General features: G+C 72.3%; 7 protein-coding genes. 3 read left to right on the plus strand and 4 right to left on the minus strand.

The features are described from left to right. Position 1 precedes the first annotated feature (1 nt). The 3 genes from AC1Q9M_RS00910 to AC1Q9M_RS00920 are packed head-to-tail and all read left to right on the plus strand — an operon-like array spanning position 2 to position 14,384. Positions 2–12,688 (plus strand): amino acid adenylation domain-containing protein, encoded by a 12,687-nt coding sequence (locus AC1Q9M_RS00910; RefSeq protein ID WP_492431971.1) that lies wholly within the window; start codon positions 2–4, stop codon positions 12,686–12,688. Positions 12,689–12,713: 25 nt separating this feature from the next. Next, complete coding sequence (locus tag AC1Q9M_RS00915) at positions 12,714–13,520, plus strand: alpha/beta fold hydrolase (RefSeq protein ID WP_382324617.1); 807 nt, start codon at positions 12,714–12,716, stop codon at positions 13,518–13,520. A gap of 3 nt (positions 13,521–13,523) precedes the next feature. Continuing rightward, positions 13,524–14,384, plus strand: a complete 861-nt coding sequence (locus tag AC1Q9M_RS00920; RefSeq protein WP_382324615.1) for a serine aminopeptidase domain-containing protein — start codon at positions 13,524–13,526, stop codon at positions 14,382–14,384. 9 nt (positions 14,385–14,393) lie between these two features. Here the strand turns inward: AC1Q9M_RS00920 and AC1Q9M_RS00925 are convergent, their stop codons facing one another. From AC1Q9M_RS00925 to AC1Q9M_RS00940, 4 genes are read right to left on the minus strand one after another with little or no spacing between them, the layout of a single operon-like run. After that, complete coding sequence (locus AC1Q9M_RS00925) at positions 14,394–15,284, minus strand: alpha/beta fold hydrolase (protein ID WP_382324613.1); 891 nt, start codon at positions 15,282–15,284, stop codon at positions 14,394–14,396. Further along, positions 15,284–16,054, minus strand: coding sequence for an alpha/beta fold hydrolase (locus AC1Q9M_RS00930; protein WP_382158208.1), 771 nt, complete (start codon positions 16,052–16,054; stop codon positions 15,284–15,286). Before AC1Q9M_RS00930 ends, AC1Q9M_RS00925 begins: the two co-directional genes overlap by 1 nt. Continuing rightward, entirely contained in the window at positions 16,051–19,362 is a 3,312-nt protein-coding gene (locus tag AC1Q9M_RS00935) for a non-ribosomal peptide synthetase (protein ID WP_492431975.1), read from the minus strand. Before AC1Q9M_RS00935 ends, AC1Q9M_RS00930 begins: the two co-directional genes overlap by 4 nt. Then, on the minus strand, positions 19,359–23,963 hold the full coding sequence (locus AC1Q9M_RS00940) for a type I polyketide synthase (protein ID WP_492431977.1): 4,605 nt from the start codon (positions 23,961–23,963) through the stop codon (positions 19,359–19,361). The genes AC1Q9M_RS00935 and AC1Q9M_RS00940 overlap by 4 nt, the downstream gene beginning before the upstream one ends. Positions 23,964–23,985: the final 22 nt, after the last annotated feature.

Genomic DNA, 23,985 nt, shown 5'->3' on the forward strand with positions numbered 1-23,985 from the left:
CATGAGTCAGCAAGAGAACGACGCAGGTGAACCGAACCTGGGTCTCTGGCTGCGCAGCGGAGCACAGAGCCACGCGAACGCCGTGGCCCTGGAGTCGCCCGAGGGCGAGCCCCTGACCTACCGTGAACTGGCCTCTGCGGTGGCGGCGCGCGCGCGCGCCTTTGCCGACGCGGGCCTGCAAAGCGGTGAACGCATCGCGGTGGCCGCCACGCGCTCCACCGACACCATCATCTCGATCCTGGCCGCCGCCGAAGCCGGCATCGCCTATGTGCCGCTGGACCTGGCCTACCCGGCCGAGCGCCTGCGCGCCATGCTGGACGATGCGCAACCCCGCGCGGTGGTGGGCGAAGACCAGGCCTTGTCCACGCTGCGCTCGCTGGTGGGCGAACTGCCCACGCTGGAACAGCCCGCGCCGGTGCAAGCCGCCCTGCACGCCTCGGCGCCCGACCTCACCTACGTGCTGTTCACCTCGGGCTCCACCGGCCGGCCCAAGGGCGTGGCCATGGGCGCGGTGCCGCTGCGCCACCTGATCCAGTGGCACGCCGACCACCCCCGCCTGGGCCAGCCCGCGCGCACCCTGCAGTTCGCGCCGCTGTCCTTCGACGTGCACTTCCAGGAAATTTTCTCCACGCTGGCCTGCGGCGGCACACTGGTGCTGGTGCCGGAGGAACAGCGGCGCGACCCCGGCCTGCTGCTCAACGCCCTGATCCAGCGCCGCATCGAACGCATCTTCGTGCCTTACGTGGCGCTGCAGATGATCGCGGAGGCCTCGCGCGATGAATTGCCCACCTCCCTGCGCGATGTGGTGAGCGCGGGCGAACAACTGCAGGTCACGCCCGCGATCCGGTCCCTGTTCCAGCGCCTGCCGGGCTCGGAGCTGCACAACCACTACGGCCCGACCGAAAGCCACGTGGTCACCGCGCACGAGTTGCGTGGCGACCCGGCCGCCTGGCCCGAGATCCCCCCGATCGGCCGCGCCCTGCCGCACGTGCAGCTCGCCCTGGTGCCGTCCGAAAACGCCACCGACGAGCACACCGGCGAACTGCTGCTGGGCGGCGAGACGCTGGCCTGCGGCTACCTCGGCCGGCCCGAACTCACCGGCGAGCGCTTCCGCACCGACTTCCCCGCGCTGCCCGGGCGCTGGTACGTCACCGGCGACCTCGCGCGCCGCGACGCCGAGGGCGTGTACACCTACCTGGGCCGCGCCGACCAGCAACTCAAGGTCGATGGCTTTCGCATCGAGCCGGGCGAGATCGAGCTGGCCATCATGGCCCAGGCCGGCATCAAGGACGCGGTGGTCACCGCGCCCGACCTGCCCGGCATCGGCAAACAACTGGTCGCGCACCTGGTGCTGCGCGAAGGCACGCAAGCCAACACCAGCGAGCTGATCACCCGCATCCGCGCCGAACTGCGCGCCGCCATGCCGGAGTACATGGTGCCGGTGCGTTACGTGGTGCTGGATCGCCTGCCCACCACGCCCAGCGGCAAGATCGACCGCAAGGGCCTGCCCCTGCCGGCCATGGACACGGCCGCCACCTCCGCTTCGAGCGACCCGGTGGCGATCGTGCGCGGCCTGTGGCAGGAGCTGCTGGGCCTGCCCGCCATCGGCGACGACCAGAACCTGTTCGACCTGGGCGCGCGCTCGCTGCTCGTGATGCGCTTCGTCACGCGCCTCAAGGACCAGGGCGTCCAGGGCCTGAACGTGGCCGACGTGTACGACAAACCCACCGTGGCCGGCATCGCCGCGGCGCTCGCCGGCCCGGTGAACGCGGGTCAGCGCAAGCGCCTGGCGCCGGCCCAGCCCACGGCCGGCATCGCCATCGTCGGCATGGCCACCCGCACACCGGGTGCCCGCCGCCTCGACGATTTCTGGCAGAACCTGATCGACGGCCAGGAAGGCATCCGCCAGTTCTCGCTCGACGAGCTCGACCCCAGCGTGCCCGACGCGGTGCGCTCGCGCCCCAACTTCGTGGCCGCGCACGGCGTGCTCGACGGCGTGGAGCACTTCGACGCCGGCTTCTTCGGCATCTCGGCGCGCGAAGCCACCATGCTCGACCCGCAGCAGCGGCTGATGCTCGAGCTCAGCGTCTCGGCGCTCGAACACGCCGCCATCGACGCCTCGCGCACCGACGCGCGCATCGGCGTCTACGCGGGCACCGGCAACAACGCCTACGCGCCCGCGCTGCGCAGCGAACAACCCGAGCTGGTGCAGCAGTACGGCGAATTCGCCACCATGCTCGCCAGCGAGAAGGACTATGTGGCCACCCGCGTGGCCAACCGCCTCAACCTCAACGGCCCGGCCCTGAGCATCCACACCGCCTGCTCCACCAGCCTGGTGGCCGTGGCCCAGGCCTGGCACGCTCTGGCCAGCGGACAGTGCGACGTGGCGCTGGCCGGCGGCATCAACGTGGCCGTGCCGCAGATCAGCGGCTACCTGCACGTCGAAGGCGGCATGGAATCCGCCGACGGCCATTGCCGCCCGTTCGACGCCGACGCCAGCGGCACCGTGTTCGCCAGTGGCGGCGGCGTGGTCGTGCTGCGCCGGCTGGAAGACGCCCTGGCCCAGGGCGATACGGTGTACGCCGTGATCCGCGGCGTGGGCCTGAACAACGACGGCGGCGACAAGGCCAGCTTCACCGCGCCCAGCGTCACCGGCCAGATGGGCGCCATCCGCATGGCGCTCGACCAGGCCGGCGTGAGCGCGCGCCAGATCGGCTACGTGGAAGCGCATGGCACCGGCACCTCGCTCGGCGACCCGATCGAGGTGGCCGCGCTCACCCGCGCCTGGCGCGAAGACACCGCCGACAGCCAGTACTGCGGCATCGGCTCGCTCAAGAGCAACCTCGGCCACATGGCCGCCGGTGCCGGCGTGGTTGGCCTGATCAAAACCGCGCTCTCGCTGCACCACGGCGTGATCCCGGGCACCCTGCACTACCGCCGGCCCAATCCGCAGATCGACTTCGAGAACACGCCCTTTCGCGTGGTGGCGCAGAACACCCCCTGGCCGCGCGCCGGCGAATCGCGGCTCGCGGCGGTGAGTTCGTTCGGCGTCGGCGGCACCAACGCCCACGTGGTGATCGAAGAGGCCCCGGCGCGTGCGCCCGCATCGACCGGCGACGGCCGCTGGCTGCTGCCCCTCTCGGCCCGCACCGCCGACGCCGCACTGCAGCGCGCGCGCGACCTGGCCGAGCACCTCGAACAACATCCCGAGCTGCCGCTGGGCGACGTCGCCGCCACGCTCATGCGCGGGCGCAAACCCATGGCGCAGCGCCTCTCGGTGGTCGCCGGCAGCGCCCAGGAAGCCATCGCACGCCTGCGCGCGGCCAAGAGCAGCGTGAGCGCGCTGCAGAAGCCGCGCCTGGTGTTCCTGTTCCCGGGTCAGGGTTCGCAACACCCCGGCATGGCGCGCCAGCTGGTGGACGAAGTGCCCGCCTTCCGCGAGGCGCTCGACCGCGCCTTGCCGCTGGCCGAGGCCGCGCTGGGCGTGGACCTGCGCGCCTGGCTGGTGAGCGCCGACCCGGCCGATGCCGAGGTGGCCCAACTGCTGGCGCAGACGCGCTACGCCCAGCCGGCCCTGTTCAGCGTGTCCTACGCGCTCGCGGCCTGGCTGGACAGCCTGGGCATCCGGCCCGACGCCATGATCGGCCACAGCATCGGCGAGTACGCCGCCGCGTGCCACGCCGGCGTGTTCTCGCTCGAAGACGCGATGGCCGCCGTGATCGCGCGCGGCCAGGCCATGTTCGACCAGCCCGCCGGTGCCATGCTGGCCGTGCGCACCGGCCTGGACGCCGTGCGGGCCCTGTTGCCCGAGGGCATCGAGGTCGCCGGCTGCAACGCGCCAGCGCTCACCGTGGTGGCTGGCGGCCATGAAGCCATCGACCGCTTCGCCCAGGCCCTGGAGCGCAACGAGATCGATGCCACCCGCCTGCGCGTCTCGCACGCCTTCCACAGCGCCTCCATGGAAGGCGCGCTGCCGCGCGTCGCGCAAGCGCTCGCGCAGGCCCGCCTGCAGGCACCCCACCTCACCGTGTACTCGTGCGTGAGCGGCGCGCCACTGCAGGCGCACGAGGCCACCGACCCCGGCTACTGGGCGCGCCAGGTGCGCGCGCCGGTGCTGTTCAGCAAGGCCGTGATGGCCGAGCTCGCCCAGGGCGAGACCGTGTTCCTCGAAGTCGGGCCGGGGCAGGCGCTCACCGCGCTGCTGCGCCAGCACCGCACACCCAAAGCCGAGGTGCCGCGCATCGTGTCCATGCTGGGCGCCGCGCAAGACCCCGGCCAGCCCGCCGAGCAGGGCCTGGCCGCGCTGGGTGCCCTGTGGTGCGCCGGCATCGAACCCGCCTGGCCGGTGGCCGCGACCGCGCGCCGCGCGCCCCTGCCCACCTACCCGTTCCAGAACGACCGTCACTGGTTTGCCCGCCGCACCGCGCCCGCAGGCGCCCTGCCGTCCGATGTTTCCCTCTCCGTTGCGAGTGCCGTCACCATGAGCCGAATACCCACCGTTGAAAACGAACTCAAGCGCGTCCTGAGCGACGTCTCGGGCATCCCCGCCGACGACATGACCACGGACGCCAGCTTTGTCGACCAGGGCCTGGACTCCCTCTCGCTCACCCAGGCCACGCTGGAACTGGAACGCGTGTTCGGCGTCAAGCTGCGCTTTCGCCGCCTGATGGAAGACCTGGACAACATCGGCAAGCTCGCGCGCTTCCTCGATACCGAGATGCCGGCCGACAAGTTCGCGCCGGTGGCCCCCGTGGCGGCAGCCCCCGCGATGGCGGCCGGCATGCCCGCCCAGGTGGCCGGCTTCGCGGCCCCGGCGGCCCTGCCGCTGCAGTTCGCGGCCCTGCCCGGCGGCACGAACGCCGTGCACCAGCTGCTTCAGCAGCAGATGCAACTCATGGCGCAGCAGCTCGCGGTGCTGGCCGGCCAGCCCATGGCAGCCGCCCTGCCGATCGCAGCGGTCCCCGTGGCGCCCGCGCCGACCGCGGTGGCCTCGGCTCCGGCCGCCACCGCGACGGAGGCCGAACCCGCCCAGCCCTCCATCAAGTCGCTGGTCGAAAAACCCTTCGGCGCCTCGCCGCGTCTGACGCTGGAAGCGCGCCAGGACTTCACGCCCGCGCAGCGCCGCTGGCTCGACGAGTTCATCACCCGCTACAACGCCCGCTCGGGCCAATCCAAGGCCTTCAGCCAGCAGCACCGCAAGGTCATGGCCGACCCGCGCGTGGTGACCGGCTTCAACCCGCTGTACAAGGACCTGGTCTACCCCATCGTGGTGAACCGCTCGCAGGGCGCGAACCTGTGGGACCTGGACGGCAACGAGTACATCGACCTGCTGTCCTGCTTCGGCGGCAACCTGCTGGGCTACCAGCCGCCCAAGGTGATCGAGGCGATGCAGCAGCAGCTGCAGCTCGGCCTGGAAGTGGGCCCGCAACACCCCTACGCGGCCGATGTGGCCCAGCTCATCTCGGAGTTCACCGGCATGGAGCGCGTGGGCTTCTGCAACACCGGCTCCGAGGCCGTGATGGGCGCCATGCGCATCGCGCGCACCGTCACCGGCCGCAAGACCATCGCCATCTTCACCAACTCCTACCACGGCATCTTCGACGAGGTGATCGTGCGCGGCACCAAGCAGCTGCGCTCGCTCTCCGCCGCGCCCGGCATCCTGGCCAACGCGGTGGAAAACATCCTGGTGCTGGACTGGAACAGCGAGGACTCCCTGCGCGTGCTGCGCGAGCGCGGCCCCGAGCTGGCGGCGATCATGACCGAGCCGATCCAGAACAAGTACCCCACGCTGCAGCCGCGCGAGTTCGTGCAGTCGCTGCGCCAGATCGCCGACAAGGCCGGCTGCGCGCTGATCTTCGACGAAGTCGTGACCGGTTTCCGCGTCGCCCCAGGCGGTGCGCAGGAGTTCTACGGCGTGCGCGCCGACATCGCCACCTACGGCAAGGTCATCGGCGGCGGCCTGCCGTTCGCGGCCATCGCGGGCAACGCCAACTGGCTCGACGCGCTCGACGGCGGCCACTGGCAGTACGGCGACGACTCCTACCCCGAAGCCGGCGTGACCTACTTCGCCGGCACCTTCGTGCGCCACCCGCTGGCGCTGGCCGCCGCGCGTGCCACGCTGCAGCACATCAAGGCGGGCGGGCGCGAGTTCTACCGCAACCTCAACGACCGCACCCAGCGCCTGATCGACCGCCTCAACACGGCCTTCGCGGTGCGTGGCGCACCGGTCAAGGCGGTGCACTGCGCCTCGATCTGGCGCCTGCAGTGGGACGACAACCAGAAGCACATCAGCCTCTTCTACTACCTGGTGCGCTACCACGGCCTGCACCTGTACGAGCAGTTCGGCCACTTCGTCACCGAGGGCATGACCGACGCCCACACCGACCGCATCTTCCAGGTGTTCACCGACGCCATGGACGAGCTCATGGGCCTGGGCTTCATCACGCCCAAGGACGGCGGCGGTGCCCCACCCCCCTCGGGCCCGCAAGGCGGCACGCGCGCCGGCACCGACGCCCAGCTCTCGCCCGGGCAGACCGAGCGCTGGCTGGCCGGCGGCTTCGATCCCTCGGCCCGACTCGCCCTCAACGAGTCGTTCTGCGTCAGCCTGCAAGGCGGCGTGGACCGCACCGCGCTGAAGGCCGCGCTGAACGACGTGCTGACGCGGCACGAGGCCTTCCGCATCCAGTTCGATCTGGAGGAACCCCGGCAGCGGGTCGCGCCGCAGCTGAACCTGCCCGTGGCCGAGATCGACCTGAGCGCGCAGCCCGACGCCGACCAGGCGCTGGACGACTTCTGCACCCAGGCCAGCCTGCGCGATTTCCCGCTCGACCAGGCGCCGCTGGCCGCCGTGAGCCTGCTCGCGCTGGCCGACGGCCGCACCGTGGTGCACGTGGTGGCCAGCCACCTGGTGTTCGACGGCTGGGCCTCCAGCGTGTTCAACGCCGAGCTCGCCACCGCCTACAAGGCCCGCAGCATGGGCATGGCGCCGGCCTTCAAGCCGGCCGAGTCGCCGCTGGACTTCGCCGAAGAGGAACAGGCCCGCTTCGACGGCCCCGACGGCCAGGAAGCCCTGCGCTTCTGGCAGCAGCAGCTGCAGAACCCGCCCGCGCCGCTGAACCTGGGCGACCGCACCCCGCAGGGCCACCGCAGCTACGCGGCCGACACGCTTCGCATACGACTGGACGGCGAGCTGTTCAGCCGCCTGCGTGCGCAGGCCAAGCAGTCGGGTGCCACGCTGTTCCAGGTGCTGCTCATGGCGCTCACCCGCATGCTGCACAAGCGCAGCGGCCAGAGCGACTTCGTGGTCAGCATCCCCTACGCCAGCCAGAGCCTGCAGCGCCGCGGGCCGATCATGGCCGACGGCGTGCTCGACCTGCCGCTGCGCCTGGGCTGCCAGCCCGGCGAGAGCACCGAGGCCGTGCTGCAGCGCGTGCGCTCGCGCCTGATGGACGCGCTGGAGTACCCGCTCATGACCCAGGGCACGGTGGCCCGCGCGCTGGGCATCCGCAGCGCGGGCGACCGCCCGCCGCTCACCGGCATCTTCTTCAACCTCAACCCCAAGGTCGACCTCTCGGCCTACGCGCCCCTGCAGGCCGCCATGCACGAAGGCCGCAAGCGCGGCACGCTCAGCGAGCTGTTCTTCAACTTCTACGAACAGAACGACGCGCTCACGCTGGACCTGCACCACAGCAGCGAGTTCTTCAGCCCGCAGCGCGCGCAGGAACTGATCGACGCCCTGCGCGCCGAGATCGCCCACTTCGCGCAGCACCCCGGCGTCGAGCTGCCGGTGCTCACCGCCGTGGTGGCGCCCGCGCCGGTGCGCCCTGCAACGGCACCGGACCCGCGCCTGATCGCCTGGAACCAGGCCACCGCCATGCCGCTGGAAGCGCATGCCCGCGTGGAGCAGTGGATCAGCCGCCAGGCCGCCGCCACGCCCGATGCCGTCGCCCTGGTGGCGCACGGCGTGAGCCTGAGCTACGCCGCGCTCGAATCGCGCGCCAACCGCTTCGGCCAGCTGCTGCGCTCGCGCGGCATCGGTGCCGGCATGCGGGTGGGCGTGTGCCTCACGCGCGGCCCCAACCTCGTGCCCGCCCTGCTCGGCATCCTGAAGACCGGCGCGGCCTATGTGCCGCTCGACCCGGGCTTCCCCAAGGACCGCCTGCACGACATGGCCGAGGACGCGGGCGTGCGCCTGGTGATCACCGACGCGGCCAACGCCAGCCTCTCGGGCGTGCCGCGCGAACAGCAGATCCGCATCGACGACGACGCCGCCGCCATCGCCTCGGCCTCCGACAGCGCCCTGCCGCGCCCCGCCGACTGGGCCGACGACGCGCCCATGTACGTCATCTACACCTCGGGCTCCACCGGCAAGCCCAAGGGCGTGGTGCTGCCGCAGAACGCGGTGTGCAACTTCCTCGCCAGCATGCGCCGCGAGCCGGGCCTGCAGGCCGGCGACCGGCTGCTGGCCGTGACCACGCTGTCCTTCGACATCGCGGTGCTCGAACTCTTCCTGCCGCTCACCGTGGGCGCCAGCGTGGTGCTGGCCCAGCGCGAAGACGCCATGGACGGCGAAGTGCTCGGCCGCCTGGCCGCCGAGCAGCGCATCAACGTGATGCAGGCCACGCCCACCACCTGGCACATGCTGCTCGACGCCGGCTGGCGCGCGCCCGCCGGCTTCCGCGCCCTGTGCGGCGGCGAGCCGCTGCCGCCCTCGCTGGCGCAGCGCCTGCTCGAGGCCGGCGTGGAACTCTGGAACATGTACGGCCCGACCGAGACCACCGTGTGGTCCACCCTGTGCCGCGTCACCGACGCGGCGCAGAAGATCACCATCGGCCACCCGATCGCCAACACCCAGGTCTGGGTGCTGGACGAGCAGATGAAGCCCGTGGCCATCGGCCAGGAAGGCGAGCTGTGCATCGGCGGCGCCGGCGTGGCCACCGGCTACTTCAAGCGCCCCGAACTCACCGCCGAGAAGTTCGTGGCCGACCCGTTCGACACCACCACGCCCGGCGCGCGCATCTACCGCACCGGCGACCTCGCGCGCTGGCGCGAAGACGGCACGCTGGAGCACCTGGGCCGGCTGGACTTCCAGGTCAAGATCCGCGGCTACCGCATCGAGCTGGGCGAGATCGAGGCCCGCCTCGCCGCCCTGCCCGGCATCGCCCGCACCGTGGTGATGGCCCGCGAGGACAGCCCGGGCGACGTGCGCCTGATCGGCTACGCCGTGCCGCACGCCGGTCAGCAACCCGATGCCGCCGCCCTGCGCGAGGCGCTGCGCGCCGGTCTGCCCGACTACATGCTGCCCCAGCAGATCGTGCTGCTGGACACCATGCCCCTCCTGCCCAACGGCAAGATCGACCGCAAGGCACTGCCCGCGCCCACCGGCCCGGCACCGTCGGCCAGCGCGGGCGCGGTCAAGCCCGCGCGCAACGACACCGAAAAAGCGGTGGTCGAGGCCATGCAGGCCGTGCTCAAGCTGCCCGCCGTCGGCGTGGACGAAGACTTCTTCTTCCTCGGCGGCCACTCGCTGCTGGCCGCCAAGCTCATGGGCCAGATCAACAAGGCCTTCGGCCTGCAGCTCAACCTGCGGGTGCTGTTCGAATCGACCACCGCCGAAAAACTGGCGCGCCTGATCGACGAACAACGCGGCGCCACGGCGCCCACCCGCGAACCGCTGGTGCACCGCGCCGACCAGCGCCAGGCGCCGCTGACCCTGATGCAGGAACGCATCCGCTTCATCGAGGCCATGCAGCCCGGCCGCACCGTCTACAACGCGCCCTCGGGCCACCGCCTGCGCGGCCCGATGGACCTGCAGGCCTTCGACCGCGCCTTCCAGGACATCGTGAAGCGCCAGCCGGCGCTGCACAGCGCCGTCGTGTCCACCGCTCAGGGCCCGGTGCAGAAGAACGTCGAGCTGCCCGCGTTCAGCCTGCTGCCGCTGGAAGACCTGGGCAGCTACCCGCCGAGCGAACAGGAAGCCGTGCTGCAGGAGCGGCTGGCCGCCCTGTCCGACCAGGCCTTCTCGCTCGAGCACGCGCCCCTGTTCAAGGCCCGCCTGTTCCGCCTCGCCGACGACCACCACGTGCTGTTCTTCATGACGCACCACGTGATCTGGGACGGCTGGTCGTTCGACCTGCTGTACGACGAGATGAACGCGCTCTACCAGGCCTTCTCGGAAGGCCGGCCCTCGCCGCTGCCGCCCCTGGCCCTGACCTACGGCGACTTCGCCGACTGGCACGCGCGCTGGCTGGACAGCGACGAACTGCAGGACCAGCTGACCTACTGGAAAAAGCAGTTCCTCGGCAAACCGGTGCAGGAGCCGCTGACCGACCTGGCCCGCCTGCCCGGCATGCTGCGCGAAGGCGCCACCGAGTCCATGCACATCGCCGCCGAGCAGGCCGACCGCGTGCGCGACATCGCCAAGCGCACCGGCTCCACGCTGAGCATCGTGGCGCTCTCGGTCTACGCCGCCATGGTCTCGCAGCTGCTGCGCGAGCCCGCGCCGACCATCGGCCTGCCGGTGCGCGGCCGCCCCACGCCCGAGCTCGACCCCATCATGGGTTTCTTCAACAACATGCTGCCGGTGCGCCTGCCGGTGGACACCTCGCTGAGCTGGCTCGACTGGATCGGTCGCGTGCGCGCCGCCGTCGTCGAGGCCTTCGCCCACCAGGACGTGCCCTTCGAGCGCATGGCCCACGTGCTCGAAGCCGAACAGCCCGGCGTGCACGCGCGCCTGTACCAGTGCATGTTCTCGTTCCAGGACGCGCGCAACCGGCCCACCCACTGGGGCCCGCTCGAGCACGAGCGCGTGCACGTGCGCCACAAGGGCGCCACCGAAGACCTCAACCTCTGGCTGGTCGAGATCCCCTCCGGCATCGAAGGTGGCATCCAGTACGACACCCACCTCTACCTGCCTTCCACCGCGAAGTCCCTGCACGAGCGCTTCGTGGCCCTGCTCGACGCGGTGGCCCGCACGCCGAACCAGACCGTGGCGCAGCTGATGGCGCCCACGCCCGCCGAACAGGCCCGCGTGCTGGCGCTGGACGCGCCGGCCGTGGCGCCCGCGCAAAGCCTGTTCGATCTGCTGGAGCAGCGCGCCAGCGCCCTCACCCCACCCGCGCTGCTGCGCATTGGCGGCACCGAACTCGACGCCCGCGAGCTGGTCCGCCGCGTGAACGACAACGCGGCCCAGCTCAAGACCCGCCTGCCCGCGGCGGGCCACCCGCTCACCGTGGCCATCGCGATGCAGGAGCCGGTGGCCCAACTGGTCACCGCCCTGGCCGTGCTGCGCCTGGGCCACCACTGCCTGCCCCTGACGCCCGGCGACACGCCGCCCGCCGACGCGGTGGCTTTCGGCGACGCACCCTGGCTGCAAAGCCAGCCCGCCGCCATGGCGCGCAAGGCGGCGGTCCAGCCGCAAGCCTTCGACGCCGCGCTGGTCGCCCAGATCAGCGCCGGCCTCGCCCGCCAGGCCCACCTGCTGGTGGGCGACTGCCTGCGCGCCAGCGCCCACGCCACCGGCACCGCGCTGGCCCTGCTGGGCCTGGCGCTGCACACCGGCGGCCGGCTGGTGCTGTGGGACCAGGCGCCCGACGGCGCCACCCTGGTGGCCGACCTCCAGCGCGAGCGCACCGGCCTCGTCTTCGCGGACGCCAACACCTGGGCCGACGCCCTGCAGGCCCGGCGTGGCGCCTCGCTCTCGGTCATCGCCGCCGTGGACGCGCGCGACAACTCCCCCGAACTCGTGGCGCAGCTGCTGGACGCGGGCCTTTCCGTGCTCAACGTGCTGCAGACCGACTCACTGCCCCTGCCGCTGGCCGCCCACTGGGTGGCCGACGCGGCCGAGGCCGGCCTGGTGGGCCGACCCCTGGTGCCGCACACCGTGCGCGTCGCGCCGCGGCCCGAGGGCACGGCCCCGATCGGCGTGGCCGCCCCCGTCTGGGTGAAGGCCGGCGCGGCGGGCGCCTGGACAGCCAGCCACACCAGCGCGCGCTGGCGCAGCGACGGCGTGCTGCAACACGTGAGCGATGCGAACGAACCCACGGTGCTGCTCGGCGGTGGCCTGGTGGACCTCGAGGCACTGGAGCAGGCGGCGCTGGCGCTGCCGGGCGTCGATGTGGCCGCCGCGCAGGCCGCGGTGGACTCGAACGGGCGCCGCCGGCTGGTGATCGGCCTGCAGGCCAGCGGCCTGTCCGCCGCGCAACGCGAATCCCACGCCCGCGCGCTGCTCGACGCCGTGCCCACCGAGGCCCGCGCGGCGCTCGACCTGCGCTGGTTCGAGCAGATCGTGCGCCACCCCTCGGGCCGGCTGCAGCTGGCGCAATCGCGCGCGCTCAAGGCGCAGGCGAGCCAGACCGGCGACCGCTTCGCCGGCACGGCCACCGAGCAGGCCATCCACGCGGTCTGGAGCGAGCTGCTGGGCATGAGCCACATCGGCCGCAACGACAACTTCTTCGACCTGGGCGGCACCTCGCTCACCGCCATGCAGGCCGTGCTCAAGCTGGAGCAGCAGATCGGCAAGCAAATCAGCCCGCGCCGCTACGTGAGTGAAACGCTGGCCCAGCTCGCCGTGGCCTACGACGCCACCGGTGCCGACACGCCGCCGGCCTCCGCGGCCGCCAACGCCGACGCGGCCGAACCCGCGCCGGGCCTCATGAAACGGCTCGCGCGCCTCGTTCAACGGGCCTGACCCGGCACACCACCGATTCGATTCCATGGACCTTGCGATCAGACGTTTCGGCCGCCCCGGGCGGGAGATGGTGGGCGTGTACCAGACCGCCAGCAGCGGTGGCGCACCGCGCGCGCGCTTCCTGCTGTGCCGCCCGCTCGGCCAGGAGGCCGTGCGCACCGCGGCCATCTACCGTGTCGTGGGCGAGCGGCTCGCGCGCGAGCGCTGTGAATCCCTGCGCTTCGACTACCACGGCACCGGCGACTCCCCCGGCAACGAGGAAGACCAGTCGCTCAGCGGCTGGCTGGACGACACCCTGGCCGCCCACGAGCAGCTGCAGGACGGCGATGGCGCGCCCGTGATCTGGTTCGGCATGGGCCTGGGCGCCACCCTCGCGTTGCGCGCGGCCCTGCGCGCGCGCAAGCCGCCCACGCAGCTCGTGCTGTGGGAACCGGTGCTCGACGGCCCCACCTACATGCGCCAGCTCATGGAAGGCCACCAGCGCGAACTGGTGCGCATGTTCCGCGTGCCCTGGGACCGGCTGCTCGCCAGCGACAAGGGGGTGGCCCCCGGCCTGCCGGGCGACCTGCTGGGCTTTCACGTCGGCCAGTCCCTCGCCGACGAACTGCAGAACCTGCGCGACGTGCAGGTGGCGCCCGCGCTGCGGCGCGGTGTGCGCGTGCTCTGCGCCGTGCCCGATGAACAGCGCGGGCATTTCGCCGACCTGGAGAACCACCCCGAATTCCGCCTGCACAATATCGGGCAGATCACCGACTGGATGTCCAGTCAGGCGATGGGCACGGCGATCGTCCCTCCGGACCTGCTGCGCGCCGTTCTCTCCACCCTCGACTGACCGATGGCCGAACACACCCTGACGCTGGGGATCGAAAACCACCTCGTCGCCACCTTCACCCCCGCCGACACGGGCTTCAACGGCGCGCCGCCCGTCGTGGCCCTGTTGACCAACTCCGGCGTGATCCCGCGCAGCGGGCCGCACCGCATGAACGTGCACCTCGCGCGCCGCCTCGCGGCCCAGGGCATTCCTTCGGTGCGTTTCGACATGAGCGGCCTGGGCGACAGCCGCCGCACCGCCAGCACCCTGCCGGTGGTCGAACAGTGGGTGGCCGACACGCGCTCGGTGATGGACGCGGCCCAGGCGCGCTTTGGCTGCGCGCGTTTCATGATGGTGGGGTTCTGTTCAGGCGCCGAGGTGGCGCACCTGGTGGCGCTGGAAGACCCGCGCCTGCGCGCCATCCTGCTGTGGGACCTCTACGCCTACCCGACGGCCGCCTCACGCACCCGGACCTTCTTCTACAAACTGCGCCGCGCGGGCCTGGCGGGCGCGGTGCGCAAGGCGGCCGACCGGCTGCTCGGCCTGTTCCGGGCCAGATCCACCGACGGCGATGGCGGCAACGGCAGCGGGCGCGCGGTGGAAGTGTCCCTGGCGCCACCGAAAGAGGTCTTCGGCCAGCGCATCCAGACCCTGAGCGACGGTGGCGTGGAGCTGCTGTTCGTCTACTGCGGCGGCGAGCCCGAGTGGTTCAACCACGCCGGCCAGTTCAAGGGCATGTTCGGCCAGTTCCCGTTCCACGAGAAGGTGGGCTTCAACTACCTGGAAGTGTCGGACCACCTGATCACGACACGCACCGCGCAGCAGGCCTTCCTGGCCATGACCGACGACTGGCTGACAAGCCGCGTGCTGCCTTCGAACCGCTGAACCGTTCGCTCAGCCCTTGGGCGGCGAGCGGAAGTTGGTCGCCTTCATCCACGTCTCCACCAGGCCGATCAGGCGGGCGCGGTTGGCCGACGACGCGAAGGTGTGGTCGCATTCCTTGAAGTACTCCAGCCACAGCTGGTCGCCGAAGGTCAACAGGGGGAAGGCGTCCAGCAACTGGCGGCGGTAGTTGTGCTGGCGCTGCCGGTCCGAGGTGAGCACGGCCAGCATCTGCACACCGCTGCCGAGCGCGCGGCCGTAGGCATTCTGCAGGAAGGCCTTGACCTTCGGATCTTCCAGCGACGGCCCCCGGGCCTCCACCTCTTCGGCCGGCGACCCGCCGGGCGCCTTGCGGCTCAGGCGGCGCCGCAGCGCGCGCCAGATCGGGTGGCGGCCCAGCATCAGGTTCAGCCAGGCGCGCAGGCCCAGGATGCGGTGGCCGTAGTGGTGCACGTAGTAGCCCAGGGTGCGCGGAATGGACGGGTCCATCAGCGCCACACCCACCACGCGCTCGTCGGTGCCGGCGTAGATGATGGAATGGTCGGCGCCCGAGCACAGGCCCACCAGCACCACGCGCTGCACCTGGCGCGTGGCCTGCAGCATGTCCAGGATCTCGCGGATATCGGCCATGGTGGCGTCCAGCGGCGGCAGCGCATCGCTGCGCGCCTCGCTGTCGCCCAGGCCGGAGAGGTCGACCCGCAGCACACCGAAACCCGCGGCCGCCAGCGCGCGGGCCAGCAGCACGTGCATGCGGTTGGGGCCGACGCGGTGGATGATGCCGGCGTTGAGGATAACGACAAAAGGCGCGTCGGGCACGGCCGAGCGCGTGGACGCGGGCGTGATCACCCCGACCATGGATTTGCGGGGGCCCAGCAGCAAGGCCTGTTCGACGACGCGTTCCATCAGGCCAGCCACTCCACGACACGCTGCAGCAGCTTGACGGGCACGGCGCCCGCGCCGGAATGCTGGTCCTCCAGCCAGGCGGGCTGGCTCTGGATGTGCTCGAAGGGCTGCGCGCCGGGCCGCGCCGTTTCGAGCGCGGTGCGCACGGCGTCCTGCCCGAGCACGTTTTCCGACACCACCATGAGCGTGCGCGCCGGCAGGCCGGGCGCGTGCTGCAGCAGGTCGATGGCCTGCAGCTCGGTGGCCAGGGCCACGGACATGGGAAAGCCCAGCAGCTCCCCGGCGTTCACCTTCAAGGCGCGCTCGCGGGCCACGGCCGCGTCCAGGCGCTGCAGGCCGGCCAGGTGATCGGCCCCCTGCACCACCGGATCCCACAGCACCACGGCATCCACGTCCTTGCGCCGCACCGGCGCCACGCGGGCCGCGAGCAGGCCACCCAGGCGCAGGCCCACCAGGCCCACGCGCTGCAGGCCGGCGGTGTCCTTGAGTTCGTCGATGGCGGTTTCCACGTCGGCCTGCCAGCCTTTCAGGTCGCCCTCGTTCGTGTCCCCGGCGGAATCGCCGGTGCCGTAATAGTCGAAACGCAGCACGTGCACGCCGGACTCGGCCAGCAGCCGGCCGAGCTGGCAGACGCTGCGGTGCGCGCGCAGGTACTCCGTGCCCCAGGGCGGGCAGATCACGACCCCGCGCGCCTTCCCGCCGCGCGCGTGCGCCGGCGTGTAGACGCCGAACAGGCGGCGCGAGCTCTCACCAAAAAACAGTGGCGTCATTCCTGGAGGCTTCCCTTTTCGGCGGCCGCGGTGGCCACCACCTGACGCAGGTTCTGGAAGAACAATGTACGCGCATCCATGCGCCACCCCAACCGCTTTTCCACCGCCTGCGCCACGCGCAGCGACAGCAGGGAATGGCCGCCGAGTTCGAAGAAGTTGTCCTCGGCGCCCACGCGATCGACGTGCAGGATGGCGCGCCAGATCTCGGCCATGGCCTGCTCGTGGCCCGGCTCGGGTGCGACGAAATCGCGCGCGGCCTGCACCGCGTGGCGGAACGGGTCGGGCAGCGCGGCGCGGTCGACCTTGCCGTTGGGCGTGAGCGGGATCGCGTCCACCGCCGCCACCACCGACGGGATCATGTAATCCGGCAGCTGCTTGCGCAGGAAGCGGCGCACATCGCTGGCGGTCAGGTCTTCGCCCGGCTGGAACGCCAGGTAGGCCACCAGCCTCACATCGGCCGGGCCGGCCTCGCGGCCCATCACCACCGCCTGGCGCACGGCCGGGTGGGCGGACAGCGCGGTCTCGATCTCGCCCAGTTCGATGCGGTAGCCACGCACCTTCACCTGGTGGTCGAGCCGGCCCAGGTGGTGCAGATGGCCTTGCGCGTCCCAGCGCGCGAGGTCGCCGGTGCGGTACAGGCGCGCACCCGGCTCGCGGGCGAAGCGGTCGGCCACGAAGCGCTCGGCCGTGAGCTCCGCGCGCTCGTGGTAACCCGTGGCCACGCCGGCACCGCCGATGCACAGCTCACCGGGCACGCCGATCGGCACGGGCTCGCCGCGCGCATCGACCACGTAGACCTGCGTGTTCGCAATGGGCCGGCCGATGCGGATGGGCGCCGGCGAAGGCTCCACGCGCTGCACGGTGGACCAGATGGTGGTCTCGGTCGGGCCGTAGAGGTTCCACAGCTGGGCCACGCGCTCCAGCAGGCGGTCGGCCAGGTCGCGCGGCAGCGGTTCACCGCCGCAGAAGGCGCGCAAGGGGCGCGCCGGGGTCCAGTCGGTTTCGAGCAGCAGGCGCCAGGTGGCCGGCGTGGCCTGCAGCACCGTGGCCCCGCACGCGGCGAGCCAGTCGGCCAGCGCCGCGCCGTCGGTGACGGTGTCGCGCGAGGCGAGCTCGACCCGCGCGCCCACGGTCAGGGGCAGGTACAGCTCCAGACCGGCGATGTCGAACGACACCGTGGTCACGGCCGCGAGCACGTCGTCGGCGCCCAGGCCGGGCTGCAGCGCCATCGACGCCAGGAAGTTGGCCAGCGCGCCCTGCGGCACCACCACGCCCTTGGGGCGGCCGGTGGAGCCGGAGGTGTAGATCACATAGGCCGCGTCGCCGGCGCCGGCCGAGGGCGCCGGGTTCTCGCCACTGTGCGCGGCGATCGCGGCCGCGTCGGCCAGCGGGTCCACGCAGCGCACGCCTTCGGGTGCGCTCACGGCGTCGGCCGCCTCGCCCGCCGTGACCAGCACCTGCGCGCCGCTGTCTTCCAGCATGTAGGCCAGGCGCTCGGCGGGAAAGTCGGGGTCCAGCGGCACATAGGCCCCACCGGACTTGTGCACCGCCAGCAGCGCGATCAGCAGGTCCAGCGAGCGGTCCATGCAGATGCCCACGCGCACGCCGGGCCGCACGCCCAGGCCCTGCAGGTGGTGCGCGAGCTGGTTGGCGCGGCGGTTCAGCGTGGCGTAGTCCAGGGTCTGGCCCTCGAAGCCCGCCGCGGTGCGCGTGGGCAATTCGGCGGCCTGCCGCTCCAGGCGCTGGGCGAAGAGCGTGGTGTCCAGCGCCTGCGTGGTCTCGTTGAAGCCGTGCACGAGCTGTTCGCGCGCGGCCGGCGTGAGCAGGGGCAACTGGCTGATCGGTGCCTCGTGGTTCGCCACCGCGCCGCGCAGCAGGGCCTGCAGCTGCGAAGCGAGGCGCTCCATCATGCCGCTCGAGTAAAGGTCGCTGCGGTACTCCAGGCTGCAGACCAGCCGGCCGCCCTCCTCGCGCGCGAACCAGGTCAGCTCGTGCAGCGCACCACCGCCGGTGATGGCCAGGCCGCTCTCGCTGGTCGAGCCCTGGCTCTGGGCGTTGACGTTGTGCTGCACCACCGCCACCTGGAACAGCGGCGAGTGCTGGAACGAGCGCACCGGGCGCAGCCGCTCCAGCACGCTTTCGAAAGACACCTCGCGGTGCTCGTGCGCGTCCAGCAAGGCGCTGCGCGCGCGGCGCAGCAGTTCGCTGAAAGCCGGGTCGTCGCCGGCCTGCAGGCGCACCACCTGCAGGTTCACGAAGGGGCCGATCAGGTTTTCGAACTCGGCGCGCTCGCGCACGCCCATGGGGCTGCCCAGCAGCAGGTCGCCCTGCGCCGTGTGCGCGCGCAGCAGCGCGGCGGTGGCCGCCAGCAGCGCCATGTAGACCGTGGCGTTCTCGCGCCGCACCAGCTGGCGCAGGCCCGAGAGCAGCTCCGCGTCCAGCTCGAAGTCCACCGAGGCGCCCTTGGGCGGCGCGTCGGACAGCGGCAGGTCGGCGGGAAAGGCCGAGAGCTGGGGCGCGCCTTGCAGCGTGCGTTCCCACCAGTCCAGCCCGGCGGAGGTGTCGACCGCGTGGCGCTGCCAGGCGGCGTAGTCGGCGTACTGCAGCGCGGGCGCGGCGGCTTCGTCGCCACGCGGCGCCGCCAGCTCGGCCGCGATCTCGCGGCGCAGCACGTGCAGCGACCAGGCATCGACCGCGATGTGGTGCGCCGCGACCATCACCACCCAGCTGTCGCCGGCGGTGGCGTAGACCTCGAAACGCGCAGGCGTCTCGTGCGCCAGGTCGATCGGCGTGTGCACCACGCGCTCGACATCGGCGTCCACCTGCCATTTCTGTTCGGTCGGGGTCAGGTGCCGCAGGTCGTGCATGCGCACCTTGGGCACCTGCACGCGGCGGCCCGTGGGCTTGCCCTGTTCCTCGACGAACACCATGCGCAGGCCGAGCTGGCGCGCGTGCACGCGCTCGATCGCGGCCACCAGGGCCTCACCGCTCACGCCCAGGGGCGCGAGCCAGGTGGTGGCCATCAGGTAGGTGGTGCTGTCGGGTTCGAGCTGCTGCAGGATCCACAGCCGCTCCTGGAACGGCGACAGGGGCAACGGCCCGTCGTGCGCCACGCCGGCCACCGGCCCGGCGCCGGGGGCGCGGCGCTGCGCCAGCAGCGCGAGCAACTCGGTCTTGTGTTCACCGATGGCGTGTTTGAGGTCCTCGTCCAGGCGGCCTCGGGCCGCGCTCACGCGCAGGCGGCCTTCGTCCGCCGTCAATTCGACGCCCAGGCCTTGCAGCTGTGCCAGCAACTCGTGCGCGTTCAAAACTCGATCTCCTCCCGGTCCTCATCCCCAGCGCCGCTCTCGGGCTGGCCTGTGCTCCTGGCGCCCGATGCGCCCTGCGCCACCACTTTCGCCGCCAGTTGGCGGATGCTGGGGCCTTCGAACAGGTCGCGCAGCGACAGGCGCGCGCCGAACTGCTCTTCGATGCGCGCGATGATGCGGGTGGCCATCAGCGAATGCCCGCCCAGCGCGAAGAAGTCGTCGTCGAGCCCGATGTCGTCCACACCCAGCAGGTCGGCCCAGATGGCGCCGATGCGCGCCTCGATCTCGCTCGGGGCCAGCGCCTGCAGGTCCACCGGCGCGGCGGCGCCCGGCTCGGCCGAGGCGGGCGGGCTCTGCGTGGCCTCGCCCGAGGTGCGCAACCAGGCCTTCAAGGCCTCCACGTCGCGCAGCATGTCGGGCATGACCTGGCGCGTCACGTACACATGCGGCAGGCCGCTGGCGAGCACGCGCCCGAAAGCTTCAGCGCCCTCCTGGGGGCGGATGGCATAGCGCAGCGCGGCGTGCGAGCTGTCGCCCCCCTGCGCGGCCGAGAAGCCGACGTCGCGCCAAGAATCCCAGCCCACCGCGAGCACACGCCCGCTCGAGCGCGCGAGGCCGGACTTGGCGAACGCGTCCTGGAAGGCGTTGGCGGCCGAGTAGTCGGCCATGCCGGCCGAGCCGAAGGAGGTGCTGATGGACGAGCACATCATGAAGAAATCGAGCCCGGCGCCAGCGAGCACGCGGTCCAGCACCAGCGTGCCTTCGAGCTTGGGCCGCAGCACGGCCTCGATGCTTTGCGCCGTTTTCTCGAACACCGTGCCGGTGCCCAGCGCGCCCGCGGCATGCACCACGCCGTGCACCGCGCCGAAACGCGCGCGCGCCATGGCGACCACGGCCTGCATCTGCGCTTCGTCGGCCACGTCGGCCGAGCACAGCAGCACCTCGGCGCCCGCGGCTTCCATCGCGCGGATGCCGGCGATGCGCTCCTTCTGCGGCGCGGGCGTGTCTTTCGCCGCCAGCAGCGTGTCCCACTGCGCGCGGTCGGGCCAGGCCGAGCGCGACACCAGCACCAGCCGGGCCGCGCGGGCGGTGCGGGCCAGCCATTGGCCCAGCGTGAGGCCGATGCCACCGGCACCGCCGGTAACGAGGTAGGTGCCACCCTCACGCAGCGGCAGCGCGCCCGCGCCCGCGTCGGCGCCCAGGCGCTGCGGCGTGAGCGTGGGCGTCCAGCGGTGGCGCCCACGGTAGGCCACCACGCCGTCCGGATCGGGCCGGGCCGCTTCGGCGCGCAGCGAGGCGGCCAGCCGGGGCGCGGCCTCAGGCGTCCATTCGCTGCCCGCCAGATCGATCGCGCGGCAGTGCACGCCGGGCACGTCCAGCGGCAGGAGCAAGGCCGGGCCGAGCAGCAGCGCGCGCTCGGGCCGAACGGACTCGGTGCCCAGCACCGGCTCGCGGTCGCTGCTGAGCACCAGCACCGGCAGCGGCTGGGCGCGCTTCACGCCACCCAGCGCGCGCGCCAGGCAGATCAGCGCGTCGAAGGCCTGGCGGCGGCCTTGCGGCAGTGCGGCGTCCAGGGCGCCGGCCATCAGCGGCGCATCGGGCGCCACGTTCCAGGCGTGCAGCACGCAGGCCAGCGGTGCCTCGCCCAGGGCGCCGAACAGTTGATCGTGGTCGGCCTGAGAACTGGGCGCCACCTCGTAGTGCGTGGCGGAGACCTGCCGGAACACGTCACCGGTGGTCACCGAGACCACCTCGGCGCCCTGCCCGGCCAGCGCGCTCGCCAGGGCCTGTGACGCGGCATCGTCGCCCCGGAACACCAGCCAGCGGCCCTGGGCCTCGGTGGACGGCGACAGAGCGGTCGGCAAGGCGCCCGCGCGTTGCCAGGAAGGTTCCCAGAACCAGTCGTCGACGGGCCGCTGCACGGCGGCCTCCGCCACCGGGGCCGCCGCCTTGGGGGGCGCGGCCTTGGGCGCCGCCGGGTCCACCGCGTGGCGCTTGCGTTCGAACGGGTAGGTGGGCAGCGGCACGCGGTGCGGCCGCACCGGGCCGTGCAGGCCGGCCCAGTCGAGCGACACGCCCGCGAGCCAGAGGCGGCCGGCGGCGTCGAGCACCGCCTGCGAGCCCTGGCGGGCGTCGCGTGCATTGCCCATGGACAGGCTGGTGCGGCGCACGCCTTCCACGCCCAGCGTCATGCCCGCCAAGGTGGCCAGCGAGCGGCCGGGGCCGACCTCGAGCAGGTGCAGCGAGGCATCGGCCGCCAGCGTGCGCACGCCGGCCTCGAACAGCACGGCGCGGCGCAGGTGCTCGGCGTAGTACGCGGGCGAGGTGGCCTGGGCCGGTGTGATCCACAGGCCGGTGACGTTGGACACGTAGGGCACGCCGGGCGCGGCCAGGGCCATCTTCTCGACCAGCGCGGTGAACGGCGCGAGCACGCCTTCCATCATCGAGGAATGGAACGCGTGCGAGGTGTGCAGCGGCTGGGCGTCGATGCCCTGCTCCTTCAGTTGTTTGAGGCAGGCGTCGAGCACTTCGTGCGGGCCGGAGATGGCGCACAGGCCAGGCGCGTTCACCGCCGCGATCTCCAGCGTGCCGGCCGGCGTGGCCAGCCACTTCTGCAGCTCGGAAGCGCTGAGCTGCACCGCCGCCATGCCGCCGGGCGCCATGCCCTGCATCAGCTGGCCGCGCGCGGCCACCAGGGTGAGCGCATCGGCCAGCGACATCACGCCGGCCAGGTGGGCCGCCACGTACTCGCCGATGCTGTGGCCCAGCATCGCGGCCGGGCGCACGCCCCACGACTGCCACAACGTCGCCAGCGCGTACTCGGTGACGAACAGCGCCGGCTGGGCGTAGCGGGTTTCGTTGATGGTGAGGTCGCCCGCGGGGGCGAACAGCACTTCGCGCAGGTCGCGGCCCAGGGGCTCGCGCAGCAGCTCGGCGCAGCGGTCGATCGCATCGCGGTACACGGCGTGTTGCGCGTACAGGTCGGCGCCCATGCCGGCGAACTGGCTGCCCTGCCCGCTGAACAGGAAGGCCACCGGGCGCTCGCCGCCTTCGTGGCGGGCCGTGTGCACCGGGGCGCGCTTGGGCGCACCGAGCGCGGCCACCGCGTCGGCGGCGGTCGCGGCCACCAGGGTGCGGCGGTGCGGGAAGGCACGCCGGCCTTCCTGCAGCGTCCAGGCCACGTCGCGCAGGTCCTGCGCCGCGCCGGGCCCGGCGAGGTGCTCGCGCAGGCGCTGCGTGGCGGCTTCGAGCGCGGCCTCGCTGCGCGCGGACAGCACCAGCAATTGCGGTTGGCCTTTGGTTTCTGCGCGCTCCAGCTCGGGCGCTTCCTCCAGCACCACGTGGGCGTTGGTGCCACCGATGCCGAAGGAACTCACGCCCGCGCGGCGCGGCGCATCCCCCGCTGGCCAGGGCGCGGCCTGGGCGCTGGCGGTGAACGGCGAGCGGTCCAGGCCGAGCTGCGGGTTGGCCTGGCGGAAGTTCACCAGCGGCGGCAGCTCGCGGTGCTGCAACGCCAGCACGGTCTTGATGAGGCCGGCCACGCCGGCGGCGGCGTCGAGGTGGCCCAGGTTGGCCTTGAGCGAGCCCAGGCGGCAGAAGCCCTGGTCGGCGGTTCCGGCCTCGAACACCTGGCGCAGCGCCGCGATCTCGATCGGGTCGCCCAGCGGCGTGGCGGTGCCGTGCGCCTCCAGGTAGCCGATGCTGCGCGGCTCCACGCCGGCCAGCATCTGCGCCGTGGCGATGGCCTCCACCTGGCCGTCCACGCTGGGCGCGGTGTAGCCGGCCTTGCCGGCGCCGTCGTTGTTGATGGCCGCGCCGCGGATCACGGCATGGATGGTGTCGCCATCGGCCAGCGCATCGGCCAGGCGCTTGAGCACCACGATGCCGGCACCGGCGCCGGGCCGCGTGCCCTTGGCGTCCACGTCGAACGGCCGGCAGTGGCCGTCGGGCGAGAGGATCATGCCCTCCTGGAACAGGTAGCCCCCGCGCTGCGGGAAGTTCACCGACACGCCACCGGCCAGCGCGATGTCGCACTCGTGCCGCTCCAGCGCGCGGCAGGCCACCTGCACCGCCACCAGCGAGGTCGAGCAGGCGGTCTGCAGCGTCATGCTGGGTCCGTGCAGATCCAGCTTGTAGGACACGCGCGTGCAGAGAAAGTCCTTGTCGTTGCCCAGCATGAGCTGGTAACCGCCGACCGAGGCGGCCAGCGCCGGGTCGCGCAGGATCTGCGACAGCAGGTAGGTGTTCATGCTGGCGCCGGCGTAGACGCCGACGGCCTGCGCGATCGCGCCGGGCGCGTAACCCGCGTGCTCCAGCGCCTCCCAGGCGCACTCCAGGAAGATGCGCTGCTGCGGGTCGATCACCTGCGCCTCGCGCGGCGACATGCCGAAGAAGCCGGCATCGAAGTGGTCGGCGTTCTCCAGCACCGTGCCCTTGCGCACGTACTGAGGCTGCGCGCTCAGGGCCGGGTCCACGCCGGCGCCGTGCAGGTCGGCGTCGCTGAACGGTTCGAGCGACTCGACGCCCTCGCGGATGTTCCGCCAGAACGCGTCCAGATCGCGCGCGCCCGGGAAGCGCCCCGCCATGCCGACGATGGCCATGGCGTGCTCGGGAAATTTCTCG

Source organism: Hydrogenophaga sp. GW823-FHT04C09, assembly GCF_058796355.1.

What these genes read in the sequence shown, in the direction of transcription:
- AC1Q9M_RS00910 (WP_492431971.1), top strand. Translation starts at nt 2, where the DNA reads ATGAGTCAGCAAGAGAACGACGCAGGTGAACCGAACCTGGGTCTCTGG.
- AC1Q9M_RS00915 (WP_382324617.1), top strand. Translation starts at nt 12,714, where the DNA reads ATGGACCTTGCGATCAGACGTTTCGGCCGCCCCGGGCGGGAGATGGTG.
- AC1Q9M_RS00920 (WP_382324615.1), top strand. Translation starts at nt 13,524, where the DNA reads ATGGCCGAACACACCCTGACGCTGGGGATCGAAAACCACCTCGTCGCC.
- AC1Q9M_RS00925 (WP_382324613.1), bottom strand. Translation starts at nt 15,284, where the DNA reads ATGGAACGCGTCGTCGAACAGGCCTTGCTGCTGGGCCCCCGCAAATCC.
- AC1Q9M_RS00930 (WP_382158208.1), bottom strand. Translation starts at nt 16,054, where the DNA reads ATGACGCCACTGTTTTTTGGTGAGAGCTCGCGCCGCCTGTTCGGCGTC.
- AC1Q9M_RS00940 (WP_492431977.1), bottom strand. Translation starts at nt 23,963, where the DNA reads ATGGCCATCGTCGGCATGGCGGGGCGCTTCCCGGGCGCGCGCGATCTG.